Origin of the sequence: Galactobacter caseinivorans, assembly GCF_003640665.1 — a bacterium.
GTDB lineage: Bacteria > Actinomycetota > Actinomycetes > Actinomycetales > Micrococcaceae > Galactobacter > Galactobacter caseinivorans.
The window spans coordinates 71,451-94,244 of the sequence record NZ_QQXL01000005.1; the positions used below are offsets into that span (position 1 = coordinate 71,451).

The 22,794-nt window shown below is 68.3% G+C and carries 26 protein-coding genes; 20 read left to right on the forward strand and 6 right to left on the reverse strand.

Annotated features, from left to right (window positions below):
* Positions 1-1,066: 1,066 nt before the first annotated feature.
* The 3 genes from DWQ67_RS09005 (at position 1,067) to DWQ67_RS09010 (ending at position 2,372) form a co-directional block, all read left to right on the forward strand.
* Positions 1,067-1,681, forward strand: a complete 615-nt coding sequence (locus DWQ67_RS09005; RefSeq protein ID WP_121485278.1) for a hypothetical protein — start codon at positions 1,067-1,069, stop codon at positions 1,679-1,681.
* Positions 1,682-1,776: 95 nt separating this feature from the next.
* A complete protein-coding gene (locus DWQ67_RS14220) occupies positions 1,777-1,911 on the forward strand; it encodes a hypothetical protein (RefSeq protein WP_267899650.1) in 135 nt (44 codons plus the stop codon).
* 260 nt (positions 1,912-2,171) lie between these two features.
* Positions 2,172-2,372 carry a hypothetical protein gene (locus tag DWQ67_RS09010; protein ID WP_121485279.1) on the forward strand — a complete coding sequence of 67 codons (201 nt, stop codon included), beginning with the start codon at positions 2,172-2,174 and terminating at the stop codon, positions 2,370-2,372.
* Positions 2,373-2,577: 205 nt separating this feature from the next.
* Here the strand turns inward: DWQ67_RS09010 and DWQ67_RS09015 are convergent, their stop codons facing one another.
* Positions 2,578-3,624, reverse strand: a complete 1,047-nt coding sequence (locus tag DWQ67_RS09015) for a helix-turn-helix transcriptional regulator (protein WP_233556012.1) — start codon at positions 3,622-3,624, stop codon at positions 2,578-2,580.
* Between the two features lie 85 nt (positions 3,625-3,709).
* Between DWQ67_RS09015 and DWQ67_RS09020 the strand changes: the two genes are divergently transcribed.
* The 6 genes from DWQ67_RS09020 to DWQ67_RS09045 all read left to right on the forward strand — a co-directional run bounded on the left by DWQ67_RS09020 (position 3,710) and on the right by DWQ67_RS09045 (position 8,583).
* Entirely contained in the window at positions 3,710-4,105 is a 396-nt protein-coding gene (locus DWQ67_RS09020; protein ID WP_121485454.1) for a RidA family protein, read from the forward strand.
* 146 nt (positions 4,106-4,251) lie between these two features.
* Complete coding sequence (gene rlmN, locus DWQ67_RS09025) at positions 4,252-5,517, forward strand: 23S rRNA (adenine(2503)-C(2))-methyltransferase RlmN (RefSeq protein WP_121485281.1); 1,266 nt, start codon at positions 4,252-4,254, stop codon at positions 5,515-5,517.
* 18 nt (positions 5,518-5,535) lie between these two features.
* Positions 5,536-5,787, forward strand: coding sequence for a PLDc N-terminal domain-containing protein (locus DWQ67_RS09030; RefSeq protein WP_121485282.1), 252 nt, complete (start codon positions 5,536-5,538; stop codon positions 5,785-5,787).
* 159 nt (positions 5,788-5,946) lie between these two features.
* The gene (gene trxA / locus DWQ67_RS09035) at positions 5,947-6,381 is read left to right on the forward strand and encodes a thioredoxin (RefSeq protein WP_121485283.1); all 435 of its coding nucleotides are present in this window, start codon (positions 5,947-5,949) and stop codon (positions 6,379-6,381) included.
* A 49-nt stretch (positions 6,382-6,430) separates the two neighbouring features.
* Positions 6,431-7,264 (forward strand): oxygenase MpaB family protein, encoded by an 834-nt coding sequence (locus DWQ67_RS09040; protein WP_121485284.1) that lies wholly within the window; start codon positions 6,431-6,433, stop codon positions 7,262-7,264.
* A 68-nt stretch (positions 7,265-7,332) separates the two neighbouring features.
* A complete protein-coding gene (locus DWQ67_RS09045; RefSeq protein ID WP_121485285.1) occupies positions 7,333-8,583 on the forward strand; it encodes a pyridoxal phosphate-dependent aminotransferase in 1,251 nt (416 codons plus the stop codon).
* A gap of 80 nt (positions 8,584-8,663) precedes the next feature.
* Here DWQ67_RS09045 and DWQ67_RS09050 read toward each other — a convergent pair whose 3' ends face one another.
* Positions 8,664-9,440 (reverse strand): septum formation family protein, encoded by a 777-nt coding sequence (locus DWQ67_RS09050; protein WP_121485286.1) that lies wholly within the window; start codon positions 9,438-9,440, stop codon positions 8,664-8,666.
* A 231-nt stretch (positions 9,441-9,671) separates the two neighbouring features.
* Here DWQ67_RS09050 and DWQ67_RS09055 point away from each other — a divergent pair, with 231 nt between their 5' ends.
* From DWQ67_RS09055 to DWQ67_RS09075, 5 genes are read left to right on the forward strand one after another with little or no spacing between them, the layout of a single operon-like run.
* The gene (locus tag DWQ67_RS09055; protein WP_121485287.1) at positions 9,672-10,592 is read left to right on the forward strand and encodes an ABC transporter ATP-binding protein; all 921 of its coding nucleotides are present in this window, start codon (positions 9,672-9,674) and stop codon (positions 10,590-10,592) included.
* Between the two features lie 3 nt (positions 10,593-10,595).
* Positions 10,596-11,432, forward strand: a complete 837-nt coding sequence (locus DWQ67_RS09060) for an ABC transporter permease (RefSeq protein ID WP_233556013.1) — start codon at positions 10,596-10,598, stop codon at positions 11,430-11,432.
* A 46-nt stretch (positions 11,433-11,478) separates the two neighbouring features.
* Positions 11,479-12,813 (forward strand): sensor histidine kinase, encoded by a 1,335-nt coding sequence (locus DWQ67_RS09065; RefSeq protein WP_233556014.1) that lies wholly within the window; start codon positions 11,479-11,481, stop codon positions 12,811-12,813.
* Positions 12,807-13,457 (forward strand): response regulator transcription factor, encoded by a 651-nt coding sequence (locus DWQ67_RS09070; protein WP_267899651.1) that lies wholly within the window; start codon positions 12,807-12,809, stop codon positions 13,455-13,457. The genes DWQ67_RS09065 and DWQ67_RS09070 overlap by 7 nt, the downstream gene beginning before the upstream one ends.
* Before the next feature lie 54 nt (positions 13,458-13,511).
* Entirely contained in the window at positions 13,512-14,252 is a 741-nt protein-coding gene (locus DWQ67_RS09075) for a TSUP family transporter (RefSeq protein ID WP_233556015.1), read from the forward strand.
* Between the two features lie 49 nt (positions 14,253-14,301).
* Here DWQ67_RS09075 and DWQ67_RS09080 read toward each other — a convergent pair whose 3' ends face one another.
* Together DWQ67_RS09080 and DWQ67_RS09085 are read right to left on the reverse strand one after the other, a co-directional pair.
* Positions 14,302-14,541, reverse strand: a complete 240-nt coding sequence (locus tag DWQ67_RS09080) for a hypothetical protein (protein ID WP_121485288.1) — start codon at positions 14,539-14,541, stop codon at positions 14,302-14,304.
* A 148-nt stretch (positions 14,542-14,689) separates the two neighbouring features.
* A complete protein-coding gene (locus DWQ67_RS09085) occupies positions 14,690-15,223 on the reverse strand; it encodes a CGNR zinc finger domain-containing protein (RefSeq protein WP_121485289.1) in 534 nt (177 codons plus the stop codon).
* Positions 15,224-15,248: 25 nt separating this feature from the next.
* Here DWQ67_RS09085 and DWQ67_RS09090 point away from each other — a divergent pair, with 25 nt between their 5' ends.
* Together DWQ67_RS09090 and DWQ67_RS09095 are read left to right on the forward strand one after the other, a co-directional pair.
* Positions 15,249-15,548, forward strand: coding sequence for a hypothetical protein (locus DWQ67_RS09090; protein WP_121485290.1), 300 nt, complete (start codon positions 15,249-15,251; stop codon positions 15,546-15,548).
* Between the two features lie 40 nt (positions 15,549-15,588).
* Positions 15,589-16,143, forward strand: a complete 555-nt coding sequence (locus tag DWQ67_RS09095) for a GNAT family N-acetyltransferase (protein ID WP_121485291.1) — start codon at positions 15,589-15,591, stop codon at positions 16,141-16,143.
* A 105-nt stretch (positions 16,144-16,248) separates the two neighbouring features.
* On the opposite strand, the gene purB is transcribed toward DWQ67_RS09095, so the two are convergent.
* On the reverse strand, positions 16,249-17,658 hold the full coding sequence (gene purB / locus DWQ67_RS09100) for an adenylosuccinate lyase (protein ID WP_121485292.1): 1,410 nt from the start codon (positions 17,656-17,658) through the stop codon (positions 16,249-16,251).
* A gap of 223 nt (positions 17,659-17,881) precedes the next feature.
* Between purB and DWQ67_RS09105 the strand changes: the two genes are divergently transcribed.
* The gene (locus DWQ67_RS09105) at positions 17,882-18,220 is read left to right on the forward strand and encodes a hypothetical protein (protein ID WP_147433656.1); all 339 of its coding nucleotides are present in this window, start codon (positions 17,882-17,884) and stop codon (positions 18,218-18,220) included.
* Positions 18,217-19,689: an alpha/beta hydrolase family protein gene (locus tag DWQ67_RS09110; RefSeq protein ID WP_121485294.1), complete on the forward strand. Its 1,473-nt coding sequence runs from the start codon at positions 18,217-18,219 to the stop codon at positions 19,687-19,689. The genes DWQ67_RS09105 and DWQ67_RS09110 overlap by 4 nt, the downstream gene beginning before the upstream one ends.
* A 14-nt stretch (positions 19,690-19,703) precedes the next feature.
* On the opposite strand, the gene DWQ67_RS09115 is transcribed toward DWQ67_RS09110, so the two are convergent.
* Complete coding sequence (locus DWQ67_RS09115) at positions 19,704-20,117, reverse strand: phage holin family protein (RefSeq protein ID WP_121485295.1); 414 nt, start codon at positions 20,115-20,117, stop codon at positions 19,704-19,706.
* A gap of 183 nt (positions 20,118-20,300) precedes the next feature.
* Between DWQ67_RS09115 and DWQ67_RS09120 the strand changes: the two genes are divergently transcribed.
* A complete protein-coding gene (locus DWQ67_RS09120) occupies positions 20,301-21,425 on the forward strand; it encodes a histidinol-phosphate transaminase (protein WP_121485296.1) in 1,125 nt (374 codons plus the stop codon).
* Positions 21,426-21,636: 211 nt separating this feature from the next.
* Entirely contained in the window at positions 21,637-22,794 is a 1,158-nt protein-coding gene (gene pdhA / locus DWQ67_RS09125; RefSeq protein ID WP_233556039.1) for a pyruvate dehydrogenase (acetyl-transferring) E1 component subunit alpha, read from the forward strand.

Sequence of the window (22,794 nt, forward strand, 5' to 3'; positions counted from 1 at the left end):
TCCGGCGGGTGGTGAATATGACGCTACTCGGGAACCCGCCGTCGCGGTGGGGGCGTCGAGCTTGGGGGGCCTCCCGCCCGCACGCCCCCGCCGATCCCGCACCCTGGCCCCGCGCACCCCGTCGGCCCCGCGCACCCCGCTCGTCCTCGCCCCCGCCGACCCCGCACCCTGGCCCCGCACCCCGCACCCCGCACCCCGCACCCCGCTCGTCCTCGCCCCCGCCGACCCCGCGCCCTGACCCCGCACACCCCGCTCGTCCTCGCCCCGGCCGATCCCGCCGATCCCGCCGATCCCCCGCCCCTCGCCTGCTGTTGAACGGGATCTGCTCGTGTTCCGTCGATTTGCTCGTGTTTCGTGGATTTGCCCTGCCCATTGGACGGAGCAAATCCACGAAACCAGGACGGATCCACGCAACCTGAGCAAATCCGTCCCGCCACCCACACCACCCACCACCCGCCATTACCGTCCCTCACACCCCGTTTATCCACAGATCGCCCCTGCGCCCTGCACGCCCGGCCGCGTCTTCCTCGATTCTTGGAGCATGAGCACTACTCGCTACTCGCCCCGAACCTTCTCGCCGCTCATCCGCGCCGGCGCTGGAGACTCCGAGGTCAATGCGGCGTTCCGGCATGGGAGGGCCGTCCGCCTGGCCCGTGGCCAATACGTGCTCGCCACGGCGTGGAAGGACGCGCCGCCGTGGGTGCGATTCGAGATGGCGGCCGCTGCGGAGTCCCTGGCCAACCCTGGGACCGTGTTCTGTGGAGAAACGGCGGTGTATCTACATGGGCTTCCGGTCTGGGTGGCTCCGCTTCGTCTTGAGTACAGAGCGGCGAATTCCGCCCGCGTGGGGCGCCAAGTGGAGGTCTTTGCAGCTCGTGGCCCCGCCCAATCACTCCGCCCTCCCCCGTACCGTTTTGGCCACAGACATCGTCTCGTTCAAGCCCAGGCCCAGGCCCAAGCCCAAGCCCAAGCCCACGGCCCCGGACACATCGACAATTCCCCTTCCAGAGCCGCCCTAGACAAGCACGGCACAGGCGCTGGCGCAGGGAGCGGAAACGACGGGGGGGTGGGAAATCAGGCAGTGGTCCAAGCGGGCCACTTCCTCACCATTCCGCTGCCCCAGGCCATCGTTGAGGTACTCGCCACTCAGCCACTGCAGCGCTCGCTCGTGGTGGCGGACGCCGCCCTCCGCGCCGAGTTCCCCGGCGGTATCTCGCGAACTGAACTCACCGCCGTCGCCTCCGCTTGGCCCATCAAGACGCAAGCATCCCGCGCGCTCTCGGTGCTCCAGCTGGCCAGCGGCCTGGCGGAGTCGCCGGGCGAATCGCGGAGCCGGGCCCTGCTGATCCAGGCCGGATTCTGCCCGCCCGTGCTCCAGTACGAGTTCTCCGACGACGCCGGGTTTATTGGTCGCTGCGACTTTTGGTGGCCGGAGTGTGGGGTGGTTGGTGAGTTTGAGGGGCGCGCCAAATGGGCCGGAGACCTAGTCAAGGATGAGTTGCAGCAGTGGGAGGTGGTGCACGCAGCGCAGGAGCGGCACGCGCGGCTGGCCGCTCACCCGCAGGTGAAGCGTGTGGTGCATTGGGTGGGGGAGGATCTGGAGGATCCGGAGGTGTTTTTCGCCAAGCTTGAACGGGCGGGTGTTCGGCGTGATCCCCGCCGTCGCGTGCGGGCGGCGTGAGCCCCGGCGGCCCCAAGAACCCGCCCGGGAAGGTCGCCAGCGCTGGCCCTTTGTGGGAGTCTGGGCAGAAGAGTTCGATTCGAAGGAGGACCACCATGAGTGATCACAAGGACCCTAGCCACGCGCCGGATTCGGTGTCGGACCCCGCTGAGAACGTCGAGAACGGCCAGGATTGGACCGACGAGGGCGGCGCCACGGAAGACGGCCCCGCCGAGGGTTACAGCCTCTGAGCTAGCCGGTCGGATGGTCAGTCTGCCCGTGCGCTCGCCTGGTCGGCTGCGCTCGGCCGGGTCAAGCGCCCGTCGCATCTCAAGAACACCACCGCTCACGCCCCGTCACCGACGGGGCGTGAGCTTTTGCGGCGCAGCCGATCGGCAGAATCACGCAACACGGCGTCCTCGGTTCTGGCCGCGCCTTGGCGCGTGAGGGTTCCGTGAGGGTTTTGCACAAACCGCATTCCGCGCCGGATCGCGGGCGTAGCGTCGTTTTTATGTTCGCACGCATCTTTCTTCTTGCCATCGCCTGCGCCGTGGCTGGCGGCTACCTGCTCAAGGTCGACGAGTGGGCGGCCTGGCTCGCGTTCGCCGGCTCCGCCGTCTGCCTCGGCGTCGCGGCAGTCAGGGGCCTCAAGCTTGCTCGACGCCGCCACTTGGCTCAGACGCACCCCGAGCGTTTCGCGGTACGCGCCTAATACCCCCGCCGCGTGGGTTCCAGCCCACACACGTGGCGCGTCCCGCGGGCTGAACCGCACGCCGTCGGGCATCAAAAACCGCCGTGCAAAAACGGTCGTTTGTGAGCCGGGCGGGTGTGCGCTGGGGAAATGGTGCCCGCAAGCGTCTCCCGGATCGAAACCGATGACAGGTCGTCGGGGTTTCGGCCCCGGCTCGTGGTGGGGCTCAGTTTCGGGCCGTCGGTTCGCCGGGTGGCGAGGCGTAGCGGTTTGCGACCTCAACCGCTTGTTGGTGAAGTGCCTGCCGCAACTCCGGGGGGCTGAGCACTTCCGCTCTGTTGCCGAGCTGCCAGAGCGCCCATTCCGCGTGCCGTAGGTCCTGGAAGGTCAGTTCGATTCGAAGCCAATGGTCCGGGTCGGTCGTCTCCCAGATGATCGCTAGGGCCGTTCCGGCGAGTTCTTCGCGTCTCAAGGGGTCGATTCGGGCGCGCACGACGAGCTGTGATTCCCCGGCGCGGAATCGTGCGCTGCGGGCCTCCCAAAGCTCCGCGAGGTCGACTGCAGCCGGGCGTTGGGCGGGCATGGCGAGTTCTTCTGCGACCAGGATGCGCGACAGGCGGTAGGTGCGATCGCTGCCGTCGACCAGAGCGAGGAGATATCCCTTCTCGCGCACAGTGACAAGGCCGATGGGGTCTACTTCGCGCCACGCGGGGTCGCGGCCTTCGGCGGCGTAGTGGATGCGCAGCTTGCGACCGCTGAGCACCGAGCGGCGGACCTCGAGCATGATCGATTCCGGGATGCCTTCTGTGATGCGGTGTCGTGACAGGAGGTCCGCTTCTGGCTCGATGAGGATGCGCCGGGCGGCGTCGGTCGCTGCGAGCTGGTGGCCGGCTGGTATTGCGTCGACGACCTTGCGCATGGCAGAGGACAGCGCGGATCCCAGGCCGAACACTTGCCGTCCGCCCGCACCGCCGGCAGTGAGGAGGGCCAGAGCTTCCTCGTGGTTGAGTCCCATCAGCTCGGTTCGAAATCCGGGGAGCAGGGAGAAGCCGCCGTTGCGTCCGCGGTCGACGTAGACGGGCACCCCGGCGGTGGACAGTGCCTCAACGTCTCTGAGGACGGTTCGGGTGGATACTTCCAGTTCCTTCGCCAGCTCGGGCGCGGAGAGGCGCCCCCGTTGTCGTAGGAGGAGCACGAGTGAAACCAGCCGGTCGGCGCGCATAGGGAACTCTCTCAGAAATACCTGACATGAGGTGTCGTGTTTCGTTGACATGCTCGAACTGAAGCCATCGCTGGTGGCGCGTGACTTGGCCGGATCACCGGTACAGCACGAACAACGAAGGGGGCAGGAAATGACACTGGAACGCAGCGCAGTAAACCCGGTCAAGTGGTCGCTGGAGATGGGCTTCAATCAGGGTGAGGTCGTGTCCGGGGAGGCGCGCACGCTGTACATCTCGGGACAGACTGCGATGCGCACGGATGGCCGTCCTGAGCACGAAGGCGACATTGCCGCGCAGCTCGCACTCTGCGTCGACAACCTTGAGGCGGTGCTCACCGACGCTGGAGTGACCCTCGCGGATCTCGTACGTCTGAACGTCTACACGACCGACATTGACGCGCTCTTCCCTCATTATGGGCACCTGGCCGGGCGTCTCGGCGCAGCCGGCGTGGCGCCCACGACCACGATGCTCCAAGTCTCCTTGCTCGCGATTCCTGGTCTGCTGGTCGAGCTGGAAGGTACAGCGGTCGCCTGATCCGAACCACGCTGCCCGCGCGACCCCTGCGCGGGCAGCGTGATCGAGCCCGCCGCGTTGTCGGATTCCGCAACGGGCCAAAAGTGGCCCGATGAGTGCGCTGGGCCACGGCGCGCCGCACCCTATCCGTGAGACGATGGACCGTTATGACAGAGCGCACCACGGACCCCGACCGCCACCGTTCCGGTACCTCGCGCGCGCATGCAGCGCGCTCAGACCGGTTCACCGGACGCCCGCAGGTGCGCCCCACAGCTGAGGGTTGGAAGCAGCCCATGGGTGCGGATGGCCGCCCCACGCTGCAGTTTGCCCAGCGTCCGCGCGTCTCGCAGCCGCCGGTGCACCTGGCGGATATGACCATGGAAGAGCGCCAGGCCAAGATGAAGGAATTGGGCCTGCCCGCCTTCCGCGCCAAGCAGCTTTCCGTGCATTACTTCCAGCACCACACCACGGATCCCGAGAAGATGAGCGATCTTCCCAAGGAGCGCAAGGCCGAGATTGCGCAGGAGTTCTTCCCGCCGTTGCTCACCGAGGTCAAGCGACTGGTCACGGACGATGGCAAGACCATCAAGTTCCTGTGGCGCCTCTTTGACGGCGCCCTGGTGGAGTCGGTGCTGATGCGCTACTCCAAGCGCATCACCCTGTGCATCTCCTCGCAGTGCGGCTGTGGCATGAACTGCCCCTTCTGCGCCACGGGCCAGAACGGCCTGACCCGCAACATGTCCACCGCGGAGATCCTGGATCAGATTGTCCAGGCCAACCGCGTCATCACCGAAGGCGCGCTGGGCGGGGATCGCCACAGCGGCCCGGACGCGGAGCGCGTGAACAACATTGTGTTCATGGGCATGGGTGAGCCGCTGGCCAACTACAAGCGCGTCATGAATGCCGTGCACCGCATGGTCGCGGACGCCCCCGAGGGCCTGGGTATGTCAGCCCGCGGCATCACCATCTCTACGGTTGGCCTGGTTCCGGCCATGCGCAAGCTTGCGGATGAGGGTGTTCCGTTTACGTTTGCGCTCTCCCTGCACGCACCCGATGACGAGCTGCGCGATGACCTGATTCCGGTGAACTCACGCTGGAAGGTGGATGAGGCGCTGGACGTGGCACGCGAGTACTACGACAAGACCGGGCGCCGCGTCTCCATCGAGTACGCGCTCATCAAGGACATGAATGATCACCCGTGGCGCGCGGACCTGCTGGCGCAGAAGCTGAACCAGCGCGGCCGCGGCTGGGTGCACGTGAACCCCATCCCGCTTAACCCCACGCCGGGTTCCATCTGGACCTCCTCCACGGACGCCGTGACGCGGGAATTCGTGAACCGCCTCGAGGCGGCCGGCATCCCCACCACGCTGCGCGATACGCGCGGCAAGGAGATCGACGGCGCGTGCGGCCAGTTGGCCGCGGCGAACGACTAACCCCGCGGAGGGCAACGCATGAATCCCCTTGATGTCCTGGTCCTTCAGGGCCTGCCCGTGGCCAATGCCTTTGAGACCATTGGCAAAGGCTTTGGCGGGCTGTTTGGACTGCTGGGTCTGATCTTCCTGATCTGGGGCGTGGTCTCCGTGGTGCGCTCGTCGCTGAGCACTGGCCCCAAGGTCTTGTGGGTGATCGCAGCCGTGATCTTCCCGTTCGCCGGGCCGCTGTGCTGGCTCATCTTCGGCGGCGCATACCGCCAACGCGTCTGAGCCTGCTGCACGGGAACGGCCGGGAATAGAACCCTCCCGCCCGCTGGTTATGAGGGGCAGAACCGCTTTGGGGGCAGAAGCCCTTGGAGGGGTAGCCCCCGGAGGGGCAGAACCGATTCGTGAGGCCGGCCCCGCCGGCCAACCAGACAGGAGCGCCGCATGGCCACCGTCAATCTGAACCAGTCAAACTTTGAGTCCATGGTGGACCGCGAGGGCATTGTGCTCGTGGACTTCTGGGCGGCCTGGTGTGGCCCGTGCCAGATGTTTGGCCCCATCTTTGAGAAGTCCTCTGAGCAGCACCCGGACATGGTTTTCGCCAAGGTGGATACCGAGGCGGAGCAGGCCCTGGCCGGCGCCGCAAATATCACTTCCATCCCCACGCTCATGGCGTTCCGCGATGGTGTGATGGTCTTTAACCAGGCTGGCGCGCTGCCGGGCAAGGCGTTGGAGGACCTGATTGAGCAGGTCCAGGCGTTGGACATGGACAGCATCAGGACGCAGATCGCCGAGGCTGAAGCGGCCGAGACCGCCGCGCCGCAGGACGGCGCATCCCAGAGCGCAGCGCCTCAGGACGCGGCCCAGGCCAACGCCTAAGCCGACGCCTAAGCCGACGCCTAGACCAGCGGCTCGTCACCACCACGCCATGACACGACACCAGCACCACCCCGGGCTTCGCGATCCTCGCCAGGCCCGGGGTTTTGCCGATCTGGCCCCGGAATCCGTGCTGTTGGGCGGCGCCGGTGCGGCGATCCTGCTGCAGCTGGCTGACCCGCGGGTGGGGCGAGGGGTGGCCGTGCATTCGGGCTTTGCGCAGGACCCGCTCAAGCGCCTGTGGGCCACGCTGGATTACGTCTACGCGGTGGCGCTGGGCGGCCCCCGCCTGCGCGCGGCGCAGGTGGCTCACGTCAACCGCGCCCACGACCCTGTGCACGGTACCGCCACGGCGGAGCACCCCGGTTATGACGCGCATGACGACGACGCCCGCGTCTGGGTCGCCATGACGCTGGCCTGGTCAGGGACGCGCGCTTGGGAGGCCGTGCTTGGCCCGCTGGAGCCCGCCGCGCAGGACGCGATCACGCGCGGCTACGGCCGCCTGGCGTCCTCGCTCGGCGTGCCGCCGGAGCGCTGGTTTGCGACGCGGGCGGAGTTTGATGCGGAGTTTTGGCGCCGCGTGGAGGAGCTCACAGTGCACGACGACGCTGCGGCCGTCTCCCGCACGCTGCTCGCCGCTCGCTCTGCTCCGTTGTGGTTGCGCGCGGCCATGCCGGCGGCTCGGTTGGCCACGGCGGCGCTGCTTCCCGCGCAGATTCGCGAGCAGTTTCAGTTGCCCTATGGGCCTGGCCGCGACGCGCTCTGGCGCGGGGCCGTGCGCGGGGTGGGGGCGGTGTACCCGCGGCTGCCCGTCGGCGTGCGGCAGGCTCCCGCGTGGTGGCGGATTGCGCAGCAGGGCAAGGCGCTCGCGGCAGCGTCCAAGTAGTTTGCGTCACGGGCCGGAGCAGCGTCACGGGCCCGCGCAGCGTCACGGGCCGTGGCACCATGGCTGGCATGAGCTCCGACCACCCCTCCACCGCCTCGAGCCCCGCAACCGCCAGCGCCAGTGCCACCGCCTCCAGCCGCGGCGCCGTGCCCGCTTTTCAGGTCATGTCCGTGCTGCAGCGCGTCGCGGAGCTGCGGGCGCAGGGCCGGGACGTGATTTCGCTCTGCGCAGGGGAGCCGTCCGGTGGCGCGCCGTCGGCGGTGAATCGAGCGGCGGCGGAGGCCCACGCGGACACGGCGCTGAATTACACGCCGGCCGCCGGGCTCCCGCAGTTACGCGCGGCGATTGCCGGGCACTACGCCCACTGGTACGGGACGCAGGTGGACCCGGAGGAGGTCATCGTGACCACCGGCGCCTCGGGTGCTTTCCTGTTGAGTTTCCTGGCCGCGTTTGACGCAGGGGACCGGGTGGCGCTGGCCAGCCCGGGCTACCCGGCCTACCGCAACATCCTCACGGCCCTTGGCCTCCAGGTGGTGGAGCTGCCCAGTGGCGAGGCGGCCAGGTACCAGCCCACGCCGGAACTGCTGGACGCTGCGGAGGCGGAGCACGGCCGGTTGGCCGGGCTCATCGTGGCCTCACCTGCCAACCCGACCGGCACCATGCTCAACCGCGCCGAGCTCACGGCCCTGCACGCGTGGTGCACTGAGCACGGTACTCGCCTGATCAGCGACGAGATTTACCACGGCATCACCTACCCGGCCCCCGGGGAACCGGACCCGCGCGGGGTCAGCGCCCGCGAGCTGGGCACGGATTCGGTGGTGATCTCCTCCTTCTCCAAGTACTGGGGCATGCCCGGCTGGCGCGTGGGCTGGCTGCTGGCGCCGCCGGAGCTGCGCGCCAACATCGAGGCGCTCGCTGGCAACGTGGCGCTGTGCCCGCCCCACGCCGCTCAGCGGGCGGCGGCTATGGCGTTCGACGACGCGGCGTACCAATTCGGCGACCTTCAGGTGGCCGGCTTCGCACAGACGCGGGCCGCCCTGTTGGAGCGGCTCCCGGAGTTGGGTTGGGGCCCGGTTGCGCCCTCTGACGGCGCCTTTTACCTCTACGCCCAACTTGGTACGGCGCTGGGCGGCTTCCCGGACGCCGCGGCCTGGTGCGCAGCGCTGTTGGAGGAGGAGGGCGTTGCGCTCACCCCTGGCGACGACTTTGATGCCGTGCACGGGCGCCAGGCGGTGCGTCTCAGTTTCGCCGCCGGCCCCGACGCCGTGCTCGCCGCTGTGGAGCGCATCCTGGTCTTCCAGCGGCGGCACGCCGCCTGAGCCACAGGCCGCGCGCCGCCCGAGCCGCGCGCCGCGCGCCGCACCCAACCACGCGGCGTCGGGCACCTTTGTCACAAGGCTCAGGCGCGCTGGCCGGTGTTCGGGGGGCCCTGACCGCGTTGGGTGGGCGGGGTCCAGCCCTCGGCGTGCCCAAATTCGCTCTCGTCCGTTTTGCCTTTGGCATCGCCGCTGAACTTGGTGCGGTCGCGCATGGAAATGATGCAGACCAGGGTGCGATCCCCCTGGGCGTATTCGGACTTAGTTGCCGCCCAGCCGCCGGAGACCAGGCGAGATTCGCCGAAGGCGGTGCCGGTGTAGGCGGCAAAGTGCGCGTCGCACTGGCTCATCATCAGCTGGGCGTAGGCGCCCTTCGCATCGCGATTGAAGCCCTCTGGAAGGATGCCGTGGCCCACCACTTGGGCGTCGTGGAACTCGGTGCAGGGGACCACGCCGAAGGACGGGTCGGTGATGCGCAGCTGCCGATTGATGTTGATGCAGGCGCCAACCGTGGCCTCCGCGGGCGTGATCCATTCCGGCGCGGTGGTGCTGGTCGGCGGGGGCGGCGCCGTGGGAGCGCCCGTGGGCGCCGCAGAGGTTCCGGAGGTTCCCGAGGTCCCGGACGTCTCCGGCGGCCACGGAATTCTGCTGGCCGACGACGTGGGGGCGGGTGCCGTCGCGGACGTCACCGGGGCGGGGCTGCTTGCGTCTGAGCCGGTCGTGGGAGGCATGCTCACCGACGGGGCGCTTGCCTCCGGGCCGGATCCGGCCGGGCCGGCGCCGGAACAGGCAACCAAGGTGCCGGCGCAGACGGCTGCGGCCGCCGCGAGGAGAAGTCTGGTGCGTGCTTGGCGTGACATTCTGCCTCCCTGGAAGGGCCACTTGGAGGCGCCGTCCCGGGGGCCGGCGCTGTGGCGTGACAGTCATCCTCTCACCCCGTCCGGCGTTTGACACCCAAAAACTAACGTTGTTGTGGATATGACGTGTGTGCCGGGCAGGAGCGTCTCGCAGCTACGCCCATGACAGTTGTCATGGCCCCTTCATGACACTTCCCCGAGGCGGGCCCCGCCCCCACCGGCCAGAGTGGAGGTATGAGCACACAACTCGCCCCCGCCGTGGAGCTGAACGGCCTGAGCAAGCGATTCGGCGCCCAGAACTCCTCCCGCGTCGTGAACGCCGTGAACGGGATTGACCTGACGGTCCAGGCGGGCGAGATCGTGGCCTTCCTTGGCCCCAACGGAGCCGGCAAGACCACCGCCCTTGACATGCTGCTTGGCCTCTCGGAACCGACCGGCGGCACGGTGCGCGTGCTTGGCCAGACGCCGTCCAGCGCAGTGGCAGCTGGCAGGCTCGCCGCAGTTTTGCAGACCGGCGGGCTGCTGCATGACATGCGCGTGGGGGAGACGGTGCGGGCGGTCGCCGCGATGCACCGGGTCACCTCCCGCGTGCAGGAGGTCATGGAGCGTGCGGATCTGACGGGCATTGCGCGCCGCTCCGTGGGCAAGTGCTCCGGTGGCGAGCAGCAACGCATCAAGTTTGCGCTGGCGCTGCTGCCGGATCCGGACGTGCTGGTGCTGGATGAGCCCACTGCCGGCATGGACGTGGGTGCGCGGCGTCGTTTTTGGGACGCCATGCGCATGGATGCAGACCAGGGCCGCACCGTCATTTTTGCCACCCATTACCTGGAGGAGGCGGAGCAATTTGCCCGCCGCACCGTCTTGGTGGCACACGGCAAGGTCGTGGCGGATGCCCCAACCGAGCAGCTGCGGGCCTCCCTGGGTGGGCGCACGCTGAGCTGCTCACTTCCCGAGCAGGGCCGCGAGGCCGCCATGGAACTGCTGGGAGCCACGAGCGGGATTGCGGACGTGAGCCTTGACGGGCACCGCGTGACGCTGAGGGCAGCGGACTCGGATGCGGTGGCCAGGCTGCTGCTCAATGAACTGGGCGCCACCGATCTGGAGATCGTGGCGGCCACCCTTGAAGCCGCCTTCACCAACCTCACGGAGGACTGAACCATGAGCACTCACACCAACGCCGCCGCCGCGGCGGCGCCGGGCCAGCCCACACCGGCCCAGCCCACGCCGGGCCAGCGCGGGCTCGGCTTCTCTGCCACGTTCTTCTGGATCGAGGCAGCGAGGATGGCCCGCAACGGCTACACGCTGGCCTTCACCATCGTGATGCCGGTGGTGATGTACGTGATCTTCGGCGCCACTCCGGAGTACGGCAGCATGGACGCAGGCAACGGCAATGTCTCCTTCTCCGTCATGGTTTCCATGGCCGCGTATGGCGTCGCCACGTCCATGACCTCGCTGACTAGCCTGGCCGCCACGGAGGCGCAGCAGGGATGGGGCAGGCAGTTGGCGCTGACCCCCGCCGGGCTGCGCGGCTACGCGGCGGTCAAGGTCGCCGTGGCGCTCTTCTACTCGGCCATCTCGGTGGTGGCGGTCTTCCTGACCGGCGCGCTGACCGGTGCGGCCATGGACACCGCGGGCGGCTGGCTGGCCACCGCGGGCATCATCCTCGGCATTGGCCTGATCTACGGCCTGTTTGGGCTGGGCGTGGGACTGATCTTCCCTTCCGATGCCGCCTCCGGCCTGGCCTCCATGACCCTCACCCTGTTCGCTTTCTTTGGCAACGTCTTCATGCCGCTGTCCGGCGTGATGCTGGATATCGCCCACTACACGCCGCTGTACGGCTACGTGGCGCTGGCGCGCTGGCCGCTCTCCGAGGGCTATCTCAGCGACGGCTCGCAGGATCCGCTGTGGGCGCTGATCCTCAACGTGGTTGCCTGGACCGCCGTGTTTGTTGGCCTCGTGTTCCTGGGTCTGCGCCGCTCGCGGGCGCGGCACTGAGCGGCGTGCACATGGCAGCCCAGGGGCAGAGCGCTAGGCTCGCGTCATGATCCGTCGGGGACACACAGCGCACGACGACGCGTCCGGCACCCAGGTGCCGGACGCCGCGGCGGGCGTGCGCTCAGGTTTCGCAACGGCGCCGGGCCCCACTACGGGACCGGGCCCCGCCGCGGGACCGGGCGAAGCGGCGGCGTCGGGCATGGAAGCGCACCCGGTAGTACAGGCGCACCCGGCCGCAGAGGTGCAGCCGGCAGCGGGCCGGTCCGTCAGGGGCCAAGCCCGCGCGGCAGGCCCGTCCGGGCTGACGAAGGACCCCCGGGACCCGTGGGCGCGCTTTGGCTGGCTACTCGCCGCGGTGTGGCTGGTCTTCCTGTTTTATCCCATTCGGGCGCTGCTGCAGCACCAAGCGCCGGTGGAGTGGGAGGTGCTGGCGTGGATTGGCATGGGCGCGTTTGTGGTGCTGTACCTGCTGGGTTTCCAGCTGGGAATGAGCAAGGGCTCGCCCAGCACTGGCCCCATCCCGTTGCAGTGGTGGTGCTTTGGCGCACTGATTTTCAGCGGTGCGTTGACGCTGCCCGCCCTCGGTTTTGACGCTGTCTCTTTCCTGCCGTTCGTGATGAGTTTTGCGTCCTACGGGCTCACGCGCCGCATGCACTGGATCACGCTGGTGGTCTGCCTCCTGCTGGCGCTGAGCGCGTGCATCTTCAGCGGCAGGTTCATGGATTACCTCTCCGTGATGCTGATTGTGGTGCTGCTTGGCGCGGTGAATACGGTCTCCACTTTCTTGATTCGGCGCTCCACGGAGGCGGACGCGCTCGCGCTGAGCCTCGCGACCAGCCGCGAGCGCGAGTCTGTGGCCCGGGACGTTCACGATCTGATGGGGCATTCGCTCACGGTGGTGAAGCTCAAGGCGCAGCTGGCCCGGCGGCTCGTGGACGCGGACCCAGAGCGGGCCAAGGCGGAGCTGGCGGACATCGAAACCATCACCGCGGAGGCCATTGCCGGCGTCCGCGCCACGGTGACGGGCCTGCGTTCCGAGGGGCTTGCCGCGCAGCTGGAGGCATCGCGCGCGGCGCTGGCCACGGCAGGCGTGGGTTTGACGGTGACGGGGGACCCTGCGGCGCTCTCGCCCGCCCAGGCCCTGCCTGCCGGGTGGATTCTGCGCGAGGCCACCACCAACGTGCTGCGACACGCCGGCGCCACCAGGGTGCGGGTGCGGGTGATGCCTGGCGGCATCAGCGTGGAGGACGACGGCGTGGGGTTGAGTGGCGCCGCGGGCAACGGGATGCGCGGCATGGCGGAGCGCGCAGCCCTCTCCGGCGGGGTGTGTGTGGTCAGCGGTTCGGAGTTGGGCGGAGTGAAGGTGGACGTGACGTGGTGAGGCCGGCGGAGGCACTGGGCACGGAGCCGGGGGCAGGTGCTATCCGCCTGGTCCTGGCGGATGATCAGGCCATGGTGCGTGGCGCCCTGGGGGCGTTGCTGGAGCTTGAGGGTGACCTGGAGGTGGTGGGGGAGGCTGGAAACGGCACCGAGGCCGTCGCGCTCGCCGCGTCCCTGAAGCCGGATGTGGTGCTGATGGACATTCAAATGCCGGGTGTGGATGGGATAGAGGCCACGCGGGCGGTCCGGGAGGGCTGCCCCGGCACGCGGGTGCTGATCGTGACCACCTTTGCCCGGCCCGGGTACCTGCGGGCGGCGCTGGAGGCGGGGGCCAGCGGATTCGTGGTGAAGGATGCACCGGCTGAGCAGCTCGCGGACGCGGTGCGCAGGGTGCACGCGGGTCTGCGCGTGGTGGACCCCGCGCTGGCGGAGGCCTCGCTCTTTGACGGGGCCAATCCGTTGACGGAGCGCGAGCAACAGGTGCTGAGGCTGACACTGGATGGGCGCCCGGTGGCCGGGATCGCCGCCGAGGTCTTCCTCTCAGCGGGCACTGTGCGCAACCACCTCTCCTCCGCGATTGGAAAGACCGGCGCGGAGAACCGCTCGCAGGCCGCGCAGATGGCACGCCAGAAGGGCTGGATCTAGCAAGCGGCGTCGCCGGATCCCGGAGGAGGCGTCGCCAGGAGTACCCTTGGCTCCGTGTTGACGGTGGCGATGGCGGGTCTAGCGGTGCTGGTTGGCACCATTTTGCAGCGGATTTCCGGTGCCGGGGTGGGGCTGGTGGTCGCGCCGGTCCTGTCCCTCTTGATTGGTCCAGCCCATGGGGTGCTCGTGACCAACGCGGTCACCACCGTCTCCGGCGCCACACTCACCGTGCAGGCCTGGAAGCGCATCAACTGGCGCCGCTACGCCGTGATTGTCATCAGCGCCCTATTCGGCCTGATCCCGGGGGCGTTCCTGGTGGCACGGCTGCCCGCCGCCTGGCTGCAGATCGTGGTGGGAGGCGTGGTCCTGCTTGGGCTTGCCGTCACAGTGGGCCTGCGCCGGCTGCCGCCCGCCCCGGAGCTGCCCACCAACATCATCACCGGCGTGGCAGGAGGGCTCCTCAACGTCACCGCCGGGGTGGCCGCCGCCGCGATGGTCGTGAACGCGCGGCTCACCCGCTGGGCCCAGAGCTCCTACGCGGCCACCATGCAGCCCGTCTTTGCGACGCTGGGGCTCTGCTCCGTCATCGCCAAGCTGGCCACCGGCGTGGGTGCCGGAGAGGGCTGGCCCAGCCCCTGGCTGGCGGTCGCGGCGCTCGCCGCCGTGTTCCTTGGCGCGTGGCTTGGCGGGATCGCCGCCAAGCGTGTCCCCGCCTCCACGGCGCGCACGCTGGCACTGAGCCTGGCGGCGCTGGGCGCGCTCGCCGCCGTCGTGCGTGGGGTGTTGGAACTCTAGGGACCCGGCCGGCCCGTTTGATGCGGGGTGCTTCAGGTGTCGAGGGGCCCTAGTTGCGGGCGGCGCGCCTCTTGTTGTTGGTCTGGACGCTGACCCAGGTGGTGAACACCGCGAACAGTCCGGCACCGATGAAGCTGAAGCCGGCGATCATTCCCGGGGCGCCGCCGATCACGATCAGGCACACGATGCCGATGATGACCGCGATGGCCGCACCGATGGTGGCGGCGCGCATGGCCAGCTGTGTGGAGCGAGTCTGACGGGCGGTGGCAGTGGCAGCGGTGGTGCCCATGATCTTTCTCTTTTCTCCGAGTGGATGACGGCTTCACTCTGGCCCGTGGATCGGCGCCACGTCCAGCGTTTTGCGGTGGAATCCACCCTCCGGGGGAACGGATTCCTCCGGAGGGTGGAGAGGGTCCGCCGCGCGGAGGGGGGCCGTTTCAGCGCTGCTTGGCCCGGTGCCGGCGCACCGCGGCGCGGTTGGCACAGCGCACGGAGCAGAAGCGCTGGCGGCCGTTACGCGTCACGTCCACCACCACGTTGGTACACGGATCCCCGGGGTCCTGGCCGGCAGCGCAGCGCGAGAGTCGGTGCATGCCACGGGTGGTGAGATGCAGGGCCGTGCCTACCGCGAAGACGGAGCGCAGCACCCAGGGAAGCTCCTGGACCTCGTCGCGGTAGTGCAGGTGCCACCCCTCCCCGCCGTGGTCGGTGAGGCGCGGATAGGCGGCCACGGCGGCCATGATCGCGTTGAGGCGGGCGGCCCGTTGTTCCTGCGTGGGGGCGTCCACCACGGTCTGCCATTCGGCCAGGACGGTGCGGGATCGTTCCAGGTCTTGTGGGCCGGTGGTGAAGGCCATGGTCATGCCAAAGTCCCGGGTTCGCTGCTCAATGTTTGCCCCGGTCTGTGGGGGATCATTCACCAGTGACGCGGCCAGGAGCACCGCATATTCGCCGTAAGGGTTGAGTTGCATAAGGGCATTACACCAGGCTGGGGGCATGAACGCTACAAGCCCCACCCAGATCCCGACGTACTCCGCCTCAGACGCCGCCGTTGCCGCCGTTTCTGCGGCCGCCGCCCAGGCGCCGGTCTCAACGCCAGCCTCCGTTTCAGCCCCGGCCCCTGTCCCGACCCACGAGCACGGCTGGTTCACCCAGTCCTCCCACCGCACCTCGCAGGGCGTGGTGGTGTATGTCAGCTGCGCCGAGTGCGGCGCCTCCCGCGTGGATCTGCACCCCAGCCCGGGACTGATTGGCTCATCCCACGCGCTGAGCCACGAGGTCGGTGGGCGGGCCTGAGCCTGCCCGAGCCGGCCACAGTGCATGGCATCATGGCGGCATGAAGGCAGCCGATGTCCCCGTCCAGCTCCCCGCCGCGCCGCCCGTGCTGCTCTCCGATGGGCTCCGGCTGCGCGCCTACACGGACGCCGATGCGCAGCTGGTGCGCCAGGTCGTGGATGATCCGCTGATTCCCCTCATCACCACCGTGCCCACCACGAATGACCCGCGGCTGATCGCCGAGTACATTGCGCGCCAACACTCGCGCCTGGCCACAGGGCAGGGCATCCAAATGGTGGTGGCGGAGCGGGATTCCGACCGGGCCGTGGGCCAGGCGGGGTTCTCCGTGCAGGGTCACGGGCGCCTGAGCGTGGGCTACTGGATTGCGCCGGCGCACCGCCGCAAGGGCTACGCGGCGGCGGCCTTGGCTCTCCTCTCCGACTGGGCGCTGACCCTGCCGGGGCTGGGACGGCTGGAGCTCTACGTGGAGCCCTGGAACCAGGGCTCGTGGAGGGCCGCGGAGGCCGCCGGCTTTGAGCGCGAGGGCCTGCTGCGCGCCTGGGAGACCGTGGGCCAAACCCGCGTGGACATGTTCATGTACTCGCGTCTGCCGTAGAGCGGGCCCCACCAACGCGCACGACGCCGCGTGGCCAAGCCACGCGGCGTCGAGCAGGGGGTGCGTCTTGCGGCACCCGCACCCCGAAAGGGGGCGTCAGGAGTGTCAGCGCTTCAGGTGATCCACCAGGGCGTCCGCCAGGCCAATGTAACTGCCCGGAGTGAGGGCCAGGAGGCGCTGCTCGGACTCGGCCGGCAGGCCAAGGCCCTGCACAAACTCCTGCATGCGGGCGCCGTCCACGCGGTGCCCGCGGGTCAGGTCCTTGAGACGCTCGTACGGGTTGTCCATGCCCGGCGTGCCGGCGATGGCCTCGGCGCGCATCACCGTCTGGACGGCCTCTCCCAGCACCTCCCAGTTGTGGTCAAGATCGTTGGCGAGCACGTCTGCGGCGGTGTTGAGGCGCTCCAGGCCCTTGGCCACGTTGGAGATGGCGAGCAGGGAGTGGCCAAAGCCCACGCCGATGTTGCGCTGCCCGGAGGAGTCCGTGAGGTCGCGCTGCCAGCGGCTCGTGACCAGGGTGTCCGCGAGCGTGTCCAGGATCCCGTTGGAGAGCTCCAGGTTGGCCTCGGCGTTCTCAAAGCGAATGGGGTTCACCTTGTGCGGCATGGTGGAGGAGCCGGTGGCGCCGGCGACCGGCACCTGCTGGAAGTAGCCGATGGAGATGTAGCTCCACACATCCGTGCAGAGGTTGTGCAGAATCCGGTTGAAGCGCGTGATGTCTGAGTAGAGCTCCGCCTGCCAGTCGTGGGACTCAATCTGCGTGGTGAGCGGGTTCCAGGTCAGGCCAAGGCCGCTGACAAAGCTCTGGGAGACCTGCTGCCAATCGGCTCCGGGCGCCGCAGCGACGTGGGCCGCGTAGGTGCCTGTTGCACCGTTGATCTTGCCCAGGAACTGGGTGTTGGCCACGCGGTCCAACTGGCGGGTGAGGCGGTGCGCAAACACGGCCAGTTCCTTGCCAAGCGTGGTGGGGGTGGCCGGCTGGCCATGGGTGCGGGAGAGCATGGGGGTGGCGCGGTCCGCCACGGCCATGGCCGCGATCTGCTCCACGAGCGCGCGGGCGGCGGGCAGCCACACGTCCATCACGGCATCGCGAACGCCCACGGCGTAGGAGAGGTTGTTGATGTCCTCAGACGTGCATGCGAAGTGCACCAGCGGCGTCATGGCCTCCAGGTCAAGCGCCTCGAGGCGGCGCCCGATGTAGTACTCCACCGCCTTCACGTCATGCACCGTGACGGCCTCAATCTCCGCCAACTCATGCACGGAGTTCAGGTCAAAGTCGGTGACGATGGCGCGCAGGCCACTCTTCTGCGCCTCCGTCAGCGGGGCCAGGCCCGGCAGTACCGCCTGTTCCGCGAGGTGAATGAACCACTCCACCTCAACGTGCACACGGTTGCGATTCAGGGCCGCCTCAGAGAGGTGATCCACCAGCGGCGCGACCGCCGGGCGGTAACGACCATCAAGCGGGCCAAGGGCCAGGGCTTCAGTGGACAGGGACACGCGCGCACTCAAGGACATGCCCCTATTCTTCCACGGCGGCGCGGGGGTGGGGACGGTTTATCCCCGTGAGGGACGGGGGCCAAATAACGGGGTGTTGCGGGCTTGTGAGGGATGGGAATGTGCGCCTTGGGCGTGTCGTCCACAGACCCTGCCCGACGCCGCGCGGCGGGCAGGTGGCGCCGCTAGCGTCGGGCGGTAGACGGCGGGCACAGCGCCCGGCTCGCAAGAGAGGAGGTGGAGCATGTCGGTCATGCCCATACCACCGGCCATGCCCACGCACTTTGTTGAGGAAGCGCTCACCAAGGTCACAGCGGCGCAGGGGGCGGTGTCCGCGACGGGCAAGCTCAAGTGGAGCGGTGACGCCGCGGCGCAATACGCCGCCCAGCGGCCCGGTGCCGTGCGCTCTGTGACCCACCTGCATTCGTGCCTGCTTGAGCTGGAGCTTGCGATCATGACCTTCAACCTGTTGCGGGGGGCCATGACGGTCGCCCAAGCAAGTGGCGTGCCCCTGCCAACGCCGCCGTCAGCCCCGAAAACGTCGCCGTTCCCGGCCCTGCCGACCTTTGGTGGCCGGCCGTGAGCGACTACTCCGTCTTTGGTGGGGAGGGCAGCCTGGGCGTCGTCACGGAAGATCTGCGCGCCGAGTCCGCCCGCTACCGGGCGGCACTGGGGCACCTGGCGGGCTGCTCTGGAACCATGTTTTACCCGGGCGGGGCACCCTATGGCCTCCCGGTCACGCATCCTCACCTGGTGCAGGCTTTTGAGCAGGTGAAGACCAAGGCGTATTCGGCCTCGCTCGCCTTGGACGCTGTCAAGGAGAAGATGAGTGCCCTGGCCACTCAGCTCTCGAGTTGTGCCAGCACCTATCAGGCCGCGGAGGAGCGTGCCAAGGCTCAGCCCGGTGGATTCAAGTCTCATCTGCTCTACCCCAAGGGAGTCTTGGGCGCCATGAGCGTGCTGGCGCTTCCAGATGATTTTCCCGTCGGGGCCCTCTGGCTCTTCTCGCCTGCGGCCGCGGCTGCGGCTGTGGCGACGCAGTCACAACTGGGCTCCATCGGTTCCATGGCCATCGCCGCACTGGCGAAGGGGGCCAACGAAGGCGCACCGCCGGGGATGGAGGTCTCCGCGGCGGCGGTCAAAGCGCTCACGGAACGCATCAACGCTGGCGCCCTGGGGGTTCCCGGACGCCACGGCCTGGGCGCGTTGGGCGGGCTGACGGGAACGGTGGCAGACGTGTCCCCTCTGGGGCCCATCGCCACGGAGCCCCCGCAGCTGATGGGAGACGCCCCCGCCGCAGACGGCCTGGCGGGGATGGTGGGCCTACAGGGGCGAGCCTGGGACGGCAAGGGCCAACTGTTGTACACGCGGGTCACCGATGCGCAGGGGCAAGAAACCTGGATCGTGACCATCCCTGGCACCCAGGACGCTGAGGGAGGCGCCTGGGGGTCTAGGCGCATCGCAGAGGCCATGTCAGGCAAGACCGAAAATGTCTCCGCGGCCGTGTTGAACGGCCTGGCCTCCGTGGGCGCCAAACCCGGCGCACGCATCGTGCTCAGCGGCCACAGCCAGGGCGGGCGTCACGCCATCAACCTGTCATCAGACAAAGTCTTGAGCACGCGGTACAAGGTGGCCGGCGTAGTGACTGCTGGCGCGCCGTCTGGAACCCAAGAGACTCCGCGGGGCGTGAAGGTCATCCAGCTGGAGGATCCGGATGATCCCGTGCCGGGTTTGGACGGCGCAGCGGGCGTCCCCACCAATCGCGAGCGGGTGCTGGTGCGCAGTGCCACCGGCGGTTCCATCCACGCGGATCCGGGAGGGAAGGCAGGGATATTGGGCTGGGAACACAAGGTGGCCAATTACCAGGAGCTGGCGGCCAAGGCTGACGCGGACAAGGGTGAGGCCCTCACGAAGGCCATCAGCGCACTGGGCATCAAGGGCGGGCAATCCACCACATACCAGGTGCCCACCTCGGCTGGCCCGCCCCCGCCGCCTCGAGAACCAATCCCCGCACCAACAGGAGAAGGCAAGGTGTTCTACGGAGGGCGGTGAGTCACCAGGGAGCGTTAGCCGCGCTGCTCGTCGCGGTCGCGGACAAAGAGCTTGTTCAGGACGGCAGACACCACGCTGACGATGATGGAGCCCAAGATGGCATCCCAGAAGAACGCGTCCACGTGGAAGTTCACTGGGAACAGGTTGGCCAGCGCGGAGGTGGCCATCAGCAAGGCGGCATTGACGATCAGGGCAAAGAGGCCAAGCGTGAGGCAGGTGAGGGGCAACGCCAGGAAGCGCAGAACGGAGCCAAGGATCGCGTTGACCACCCCAAAGATCAGTCCCACGAAGGCGTACGTGGCGACGATGGAGGCCGTCTTCCAATCGGGGTCAACCGTGGCAGTGGGATCAATGGTGATGCCGGGAAGTAGCCAGGCGGCTAGCCACAGAGCCACGGCATTGATGGCGGTACGCAACAGGAATCTCATGCGGCTCCTTGGGAGGGGGGGGGCGCGGCGGCTGGGGCCGGTGACGCGGGCTTGGCGGCTGGGGAAAGTCCCGGACGGGATCCGCGTTCATGATGGCATGCCCGGCAGGGAGCGCGCTGAGCTACCGAACGTTCGGTGAAAAAAGACGAGCCAGGAAGCACTTTCCACAGATAGGCTGACCCCATGTCTGAGCCGCACGCGGACGGCCGCGCCGTCCACCCCGAACCCCGCCCCGTCTTGCAGCAGCTGCCCAAGTACGCAGCAGGCAAGCCCCCCGCCGTAGTGGAGGGGCTCACGTCCTTCAAGCTCTCTTCCAATGAGAACCCGCTGCCGCCCCTTCCGCAGGTGCTAGAGGTCATCCGGAACTTTGATGACATCTACCGTTATCCGGATCCCCTCAGCTCCAAGCTGCGCGCCGCGCTGTCCACTGAGTTGGACGTCCCGGCTGAGGATGTGGTCACCGGCGGTGGCTCGTTGGGCGCCCTGATCCAGATCCTTGCCGCCTACGCGGGCACCAACGATGACGGCATCCAAGACGAGGTCGTCTACGCCTGGCGCTCCTTCGAGGCGTACCCCATCGTCATCGAGACAGCTGGGGCACGTTCGGTGCAGGTGCCGCTTTTGGCCGACGGGCGCCACGATCTGGACGCCATGGCCGCTGCGGTGACAGAAAATACCTCCATCGTCATTCTTTGCACTCCCAACAATCCCACCGGCCCGGTGCTGCGCACGCAGGACGTGGAGGACTTCATCGCGAAGGTCCCCGCGGACGTGCTGGTGATCATCGACGAGGCCTATCAGGAGTTTGTCCGTGTGGAGGACGCGGTGGATGGCATTGCCATGTATCGCAAGTACCCCAACGTGGTGGCCCTGCGCACCTTCTCCAAGGCGCACGGCCTGGCCAATCTGCGCGTGGGTTATACGGTCTCCAACCCGGAGATCACGCAGTACCTGCGCGTTGTCGCCACCCCCTTCGCGGTCTCCTCCATCGCGGAAGCCGCCGCCGTAGCCTCCGTGAGCAATACCGCGGAGATGGAGGTCCGGGTCAAGGGCATCGTCGCCGAGCGTGAGCGCGTTGTGGCTGCACTCACCGAGCAGGGCTGGGAGCTGCCGGAGTCGCAGGGAAACTTTGTCTGGCTTGGCCTGGGGGAGCGGGCAGCGGAGTTTTCCCTGGCTGCCCAAGAGCGCGCCCTCGCGGTGCGCGCCTTCGCCGGGGAGGGCGTGCGCGTGAGCATCGGAGAGCCGGAGGCCAACACGCGGTTCATCGAGCTGGCTGGCGATTTTTTGCGGGGCTCGGAGCTCAGCTGAGACCACTTATGTGCCGAGAGGCGCATATCTAGGAAGTCCTAGTAAAAACAGCGCCATGCAGGGCGGGGGCCCACGTAGCCCCCGCCCTTTGTGGTCGTTTGGCCCGGTGGGGATGGGTAGGGTGGACAGGTCGGTCAGTCGGCCGGCCATGCATATGCTTTCATCGGCATGCGTTCTTGGTTCACTCAAGGCAAGGAGAATCGTGGAGACGATGCTCGCGGCAGCCCCCACCCAGGCACCGTTCATTCAGCTGCTGGACTCGGATGGAGTCAGGACGGCTCACCCCACCTGGGATCCGTGGGCCCAGTCCGTGGACCAGGAAACGCTGCGCGGCTTCTATCGCGACATGACCACCGCCCGCCGCCTGGATGATGAGAGCACCGCTCTGCAGCGTCAGGGGGAGCTCTTGCTCTGGGTGCCGCTGCGTGGGCAGGAGGCGGCGCAGGTCGGGGCCGGCCGCGCCACCCGCCCGCAGGACTACCTCTTCCCCACCTACCGTGAGCACGCCGTGGCCCTCACCCGCGGGGTGCGCATCGCGGAGATGCTGCGCGTGTTCCGCGGCATCAGCCACGGTGGTTGGGACCCGCGGACCACGGGTTTTCACCACTACACCATGGTGCTCGCGGCCCAGACCCCGCACGCGGTGGGCTATGCCATGGGCATGAAGCGGGACCAGAAGGGCTGGGACCAGGCCCGCATCGAGGAGGAGGGTGGCGCCGTCGTCGCCTTCTTCGGTGACGGCTCCAGCTCCGAGGGGGACGTCCACGAGGCCATGGTCTTTGCCAACTCCACCAACGCCCCCGTGGTGTTCTTCTGCCAGAACAACCAGTGGGCCATCTCGGTGCCGTTTGAGGTGCAGTCAAAGGTGCCGCTGGTGAACCGCGCCGCCGGCTACGGCATGCCGGGCATCCGCGTGGATGGCAACGACGTGATCGCCGTGCACGCCGTGACCCGCTGGGCCCTTGAGCACGCCCGCAGCGGCAAGGGCCCGGTGTTCATCGAGGCTGTGACGTACAGACGCGGAGCGCACACCACCGCTGATGACCCCACCAAGTACCGGACGCAGGATGAGGAACAGGGCTGGGATGAGAAGGACCCGCTGCTGCGGGTGGAGCGCCACCTGCGCGCCAACGGCACCGGCCAGGACTTCTTTGGCCAGATTGCCGCGGACGCGGACGTGTTGGCCGCGGAGCTGCGGGCCACCGCACTCGCGTTCCCCACACCAAGCCTCACGGACGCCTTCAACAGTGTGTACGCCGAACCGCATTCGTTGGTGAGCGAGGAACTGGCTTGGTATCAGGAGTACCAGGCGGGGTTCGCTGACCGGGACGAAGAGGGCACACAGAACCGAGCGGAGGGCACCCGTTGA

Coding starts and splice junctions, on each gene's coding strand:
- DWQ67_RS14220 (WP_267899650.1), top strand. CDS start 1,777: ATGAGTGATCACAAGGACCCTAGCCACGCGCCGGATTCGGTGTCGGAC.
- DWQ67_RS09010 (WP_121485279.1), top strand. CDS start 2,172: ATGTTCGCACGCATCTTTCTTCTTGCCATCGCCTGCGCCGTGGCTGGC.
- DWQ67_RS09015 (WP_233556012.1), bottom strand. CDS start 3,624: ATGTCAACGAAACACGACACCTCATGTCAGGTATTTCTGAGAGAGTTC.
- rlmN (WP_121485281.1), top strand. CDS start 4,252: ATGACAGAGCGCACCACGGACCCCGACCGCCACCGTTCCGGTACCTCG.
- DWQ67_RS09030 (WP_121485282.1), top strand. CDS start 5,536: ATGAATCCCCTTGATGTCCTGGTCCTTCAGGGCCTGCCCGTGGCCAAT.
- trxA (WP_121485283.1), top strand. CDS start 5,947: ATGGCCACCGTCAATCTGAACCAGTCAAACTTTGAGTCCATGGTGGAC.
- DWQ67_RS09040 (WP_121485284.1), top strand. CDS start 6,431: ATGACACGACACCAGCACCACCCCGGGCTTCGCGATCCTCGCCAGGCC.
- DWQ67_RS09045 (WP_121485285.1), top strand. CDS start 7,333: ATGAGCTCCGACCACCCCTCCACCGCCTCGAGCCCCGCAACCGCCAGC.
- DWQ67_RS09050 (WP_121485286.1), bottom strand. CDS start 9,440: ATGTCACGCCAAGCACGCACCAGACTTCTCCTCGCGGCGGCCGCAGCC.
- DWQ67_RS09055 (WP_121485287.1), top strand. CDS start 9,672: ATGAGCACACAACTCGCCCCCGCCGTGGAGCTGAACGGCCTGAGCAAG.
- DWQ67_RS09060 (WP_233556013.1), top strand. CDS start 10,596: ATGAGCACTCACACCAACGCCGCCGCCGCGGCGGCGCCGGGCCAGCCC.
- DWQ67_RS09065 (WP_233556014.1), top strand. CDS start 11,479: ATGATCCGTCGGGGACACACAGCGCACGACGACGCGTCCGGCACCCAG.
- DWQ67_RS09080 (WP_121485288.1), bottom strand. CDS start 14,541: ATGGGCACCACCGCTGCCACTGCCACCGCCCGTCAGACTCGCTCCACA.
- DWQ67_RS09085 (WP_121485289.1), bottom strand. CDS start 15,223: ATGCAACTCAACCCTTACGGCGAATATGCGGTGCTCCTGGCCGCGTCA.
- DWQ67_RS09090 (WP_121485290.1), top strand. CDS start 15,249: ATGAACGCTACAAGCCCCACCCAGATCCCGACGTACTCCGCCTCAGAC.
- DWQ67_RS09095 (WP_121485291.1), top strand. CDS start 15,589: ATGAAGGCAGCCGATGTCCCCGTCCAGCTCCCCGCCGCGCCGCCCGTG.
- purB (WP_121485292.1), bottom strand. CDS start 17,658: ATGTCCTTGAGTGCGCGCGTGTCCCTGTCCACTGAAGCCCTGGCCCTT.
- DWQ67_RS09105 (WP_147433656.1), top strand. CDS start 17,882: ATGTCGGTCATGCCCATACCACCGGCCATGCCCACGCACTTTGTTGAG.
- DWQ67_RS09115 (WP_121485295.1), bottom strand. CDS start 20,117: ATGAGATTCCTGTTGCGTACCGCCATCAATGCCGTGGCTCTGTGGCTA.
- DWQ67_RS09120 (WP_121485296.1), top strand. CDS start 20,301: ATGTCTGAGCCGCACGCGGACGGCCGCGCCGTCCACCCCGAACCCCGC.
- pdhA (WP_233556039.1), top strand. CDS start 21,637: ATGCTCGCGGCAGCCCCCACCCAGGCACCGTTCATTCAGCTGCTGGAC.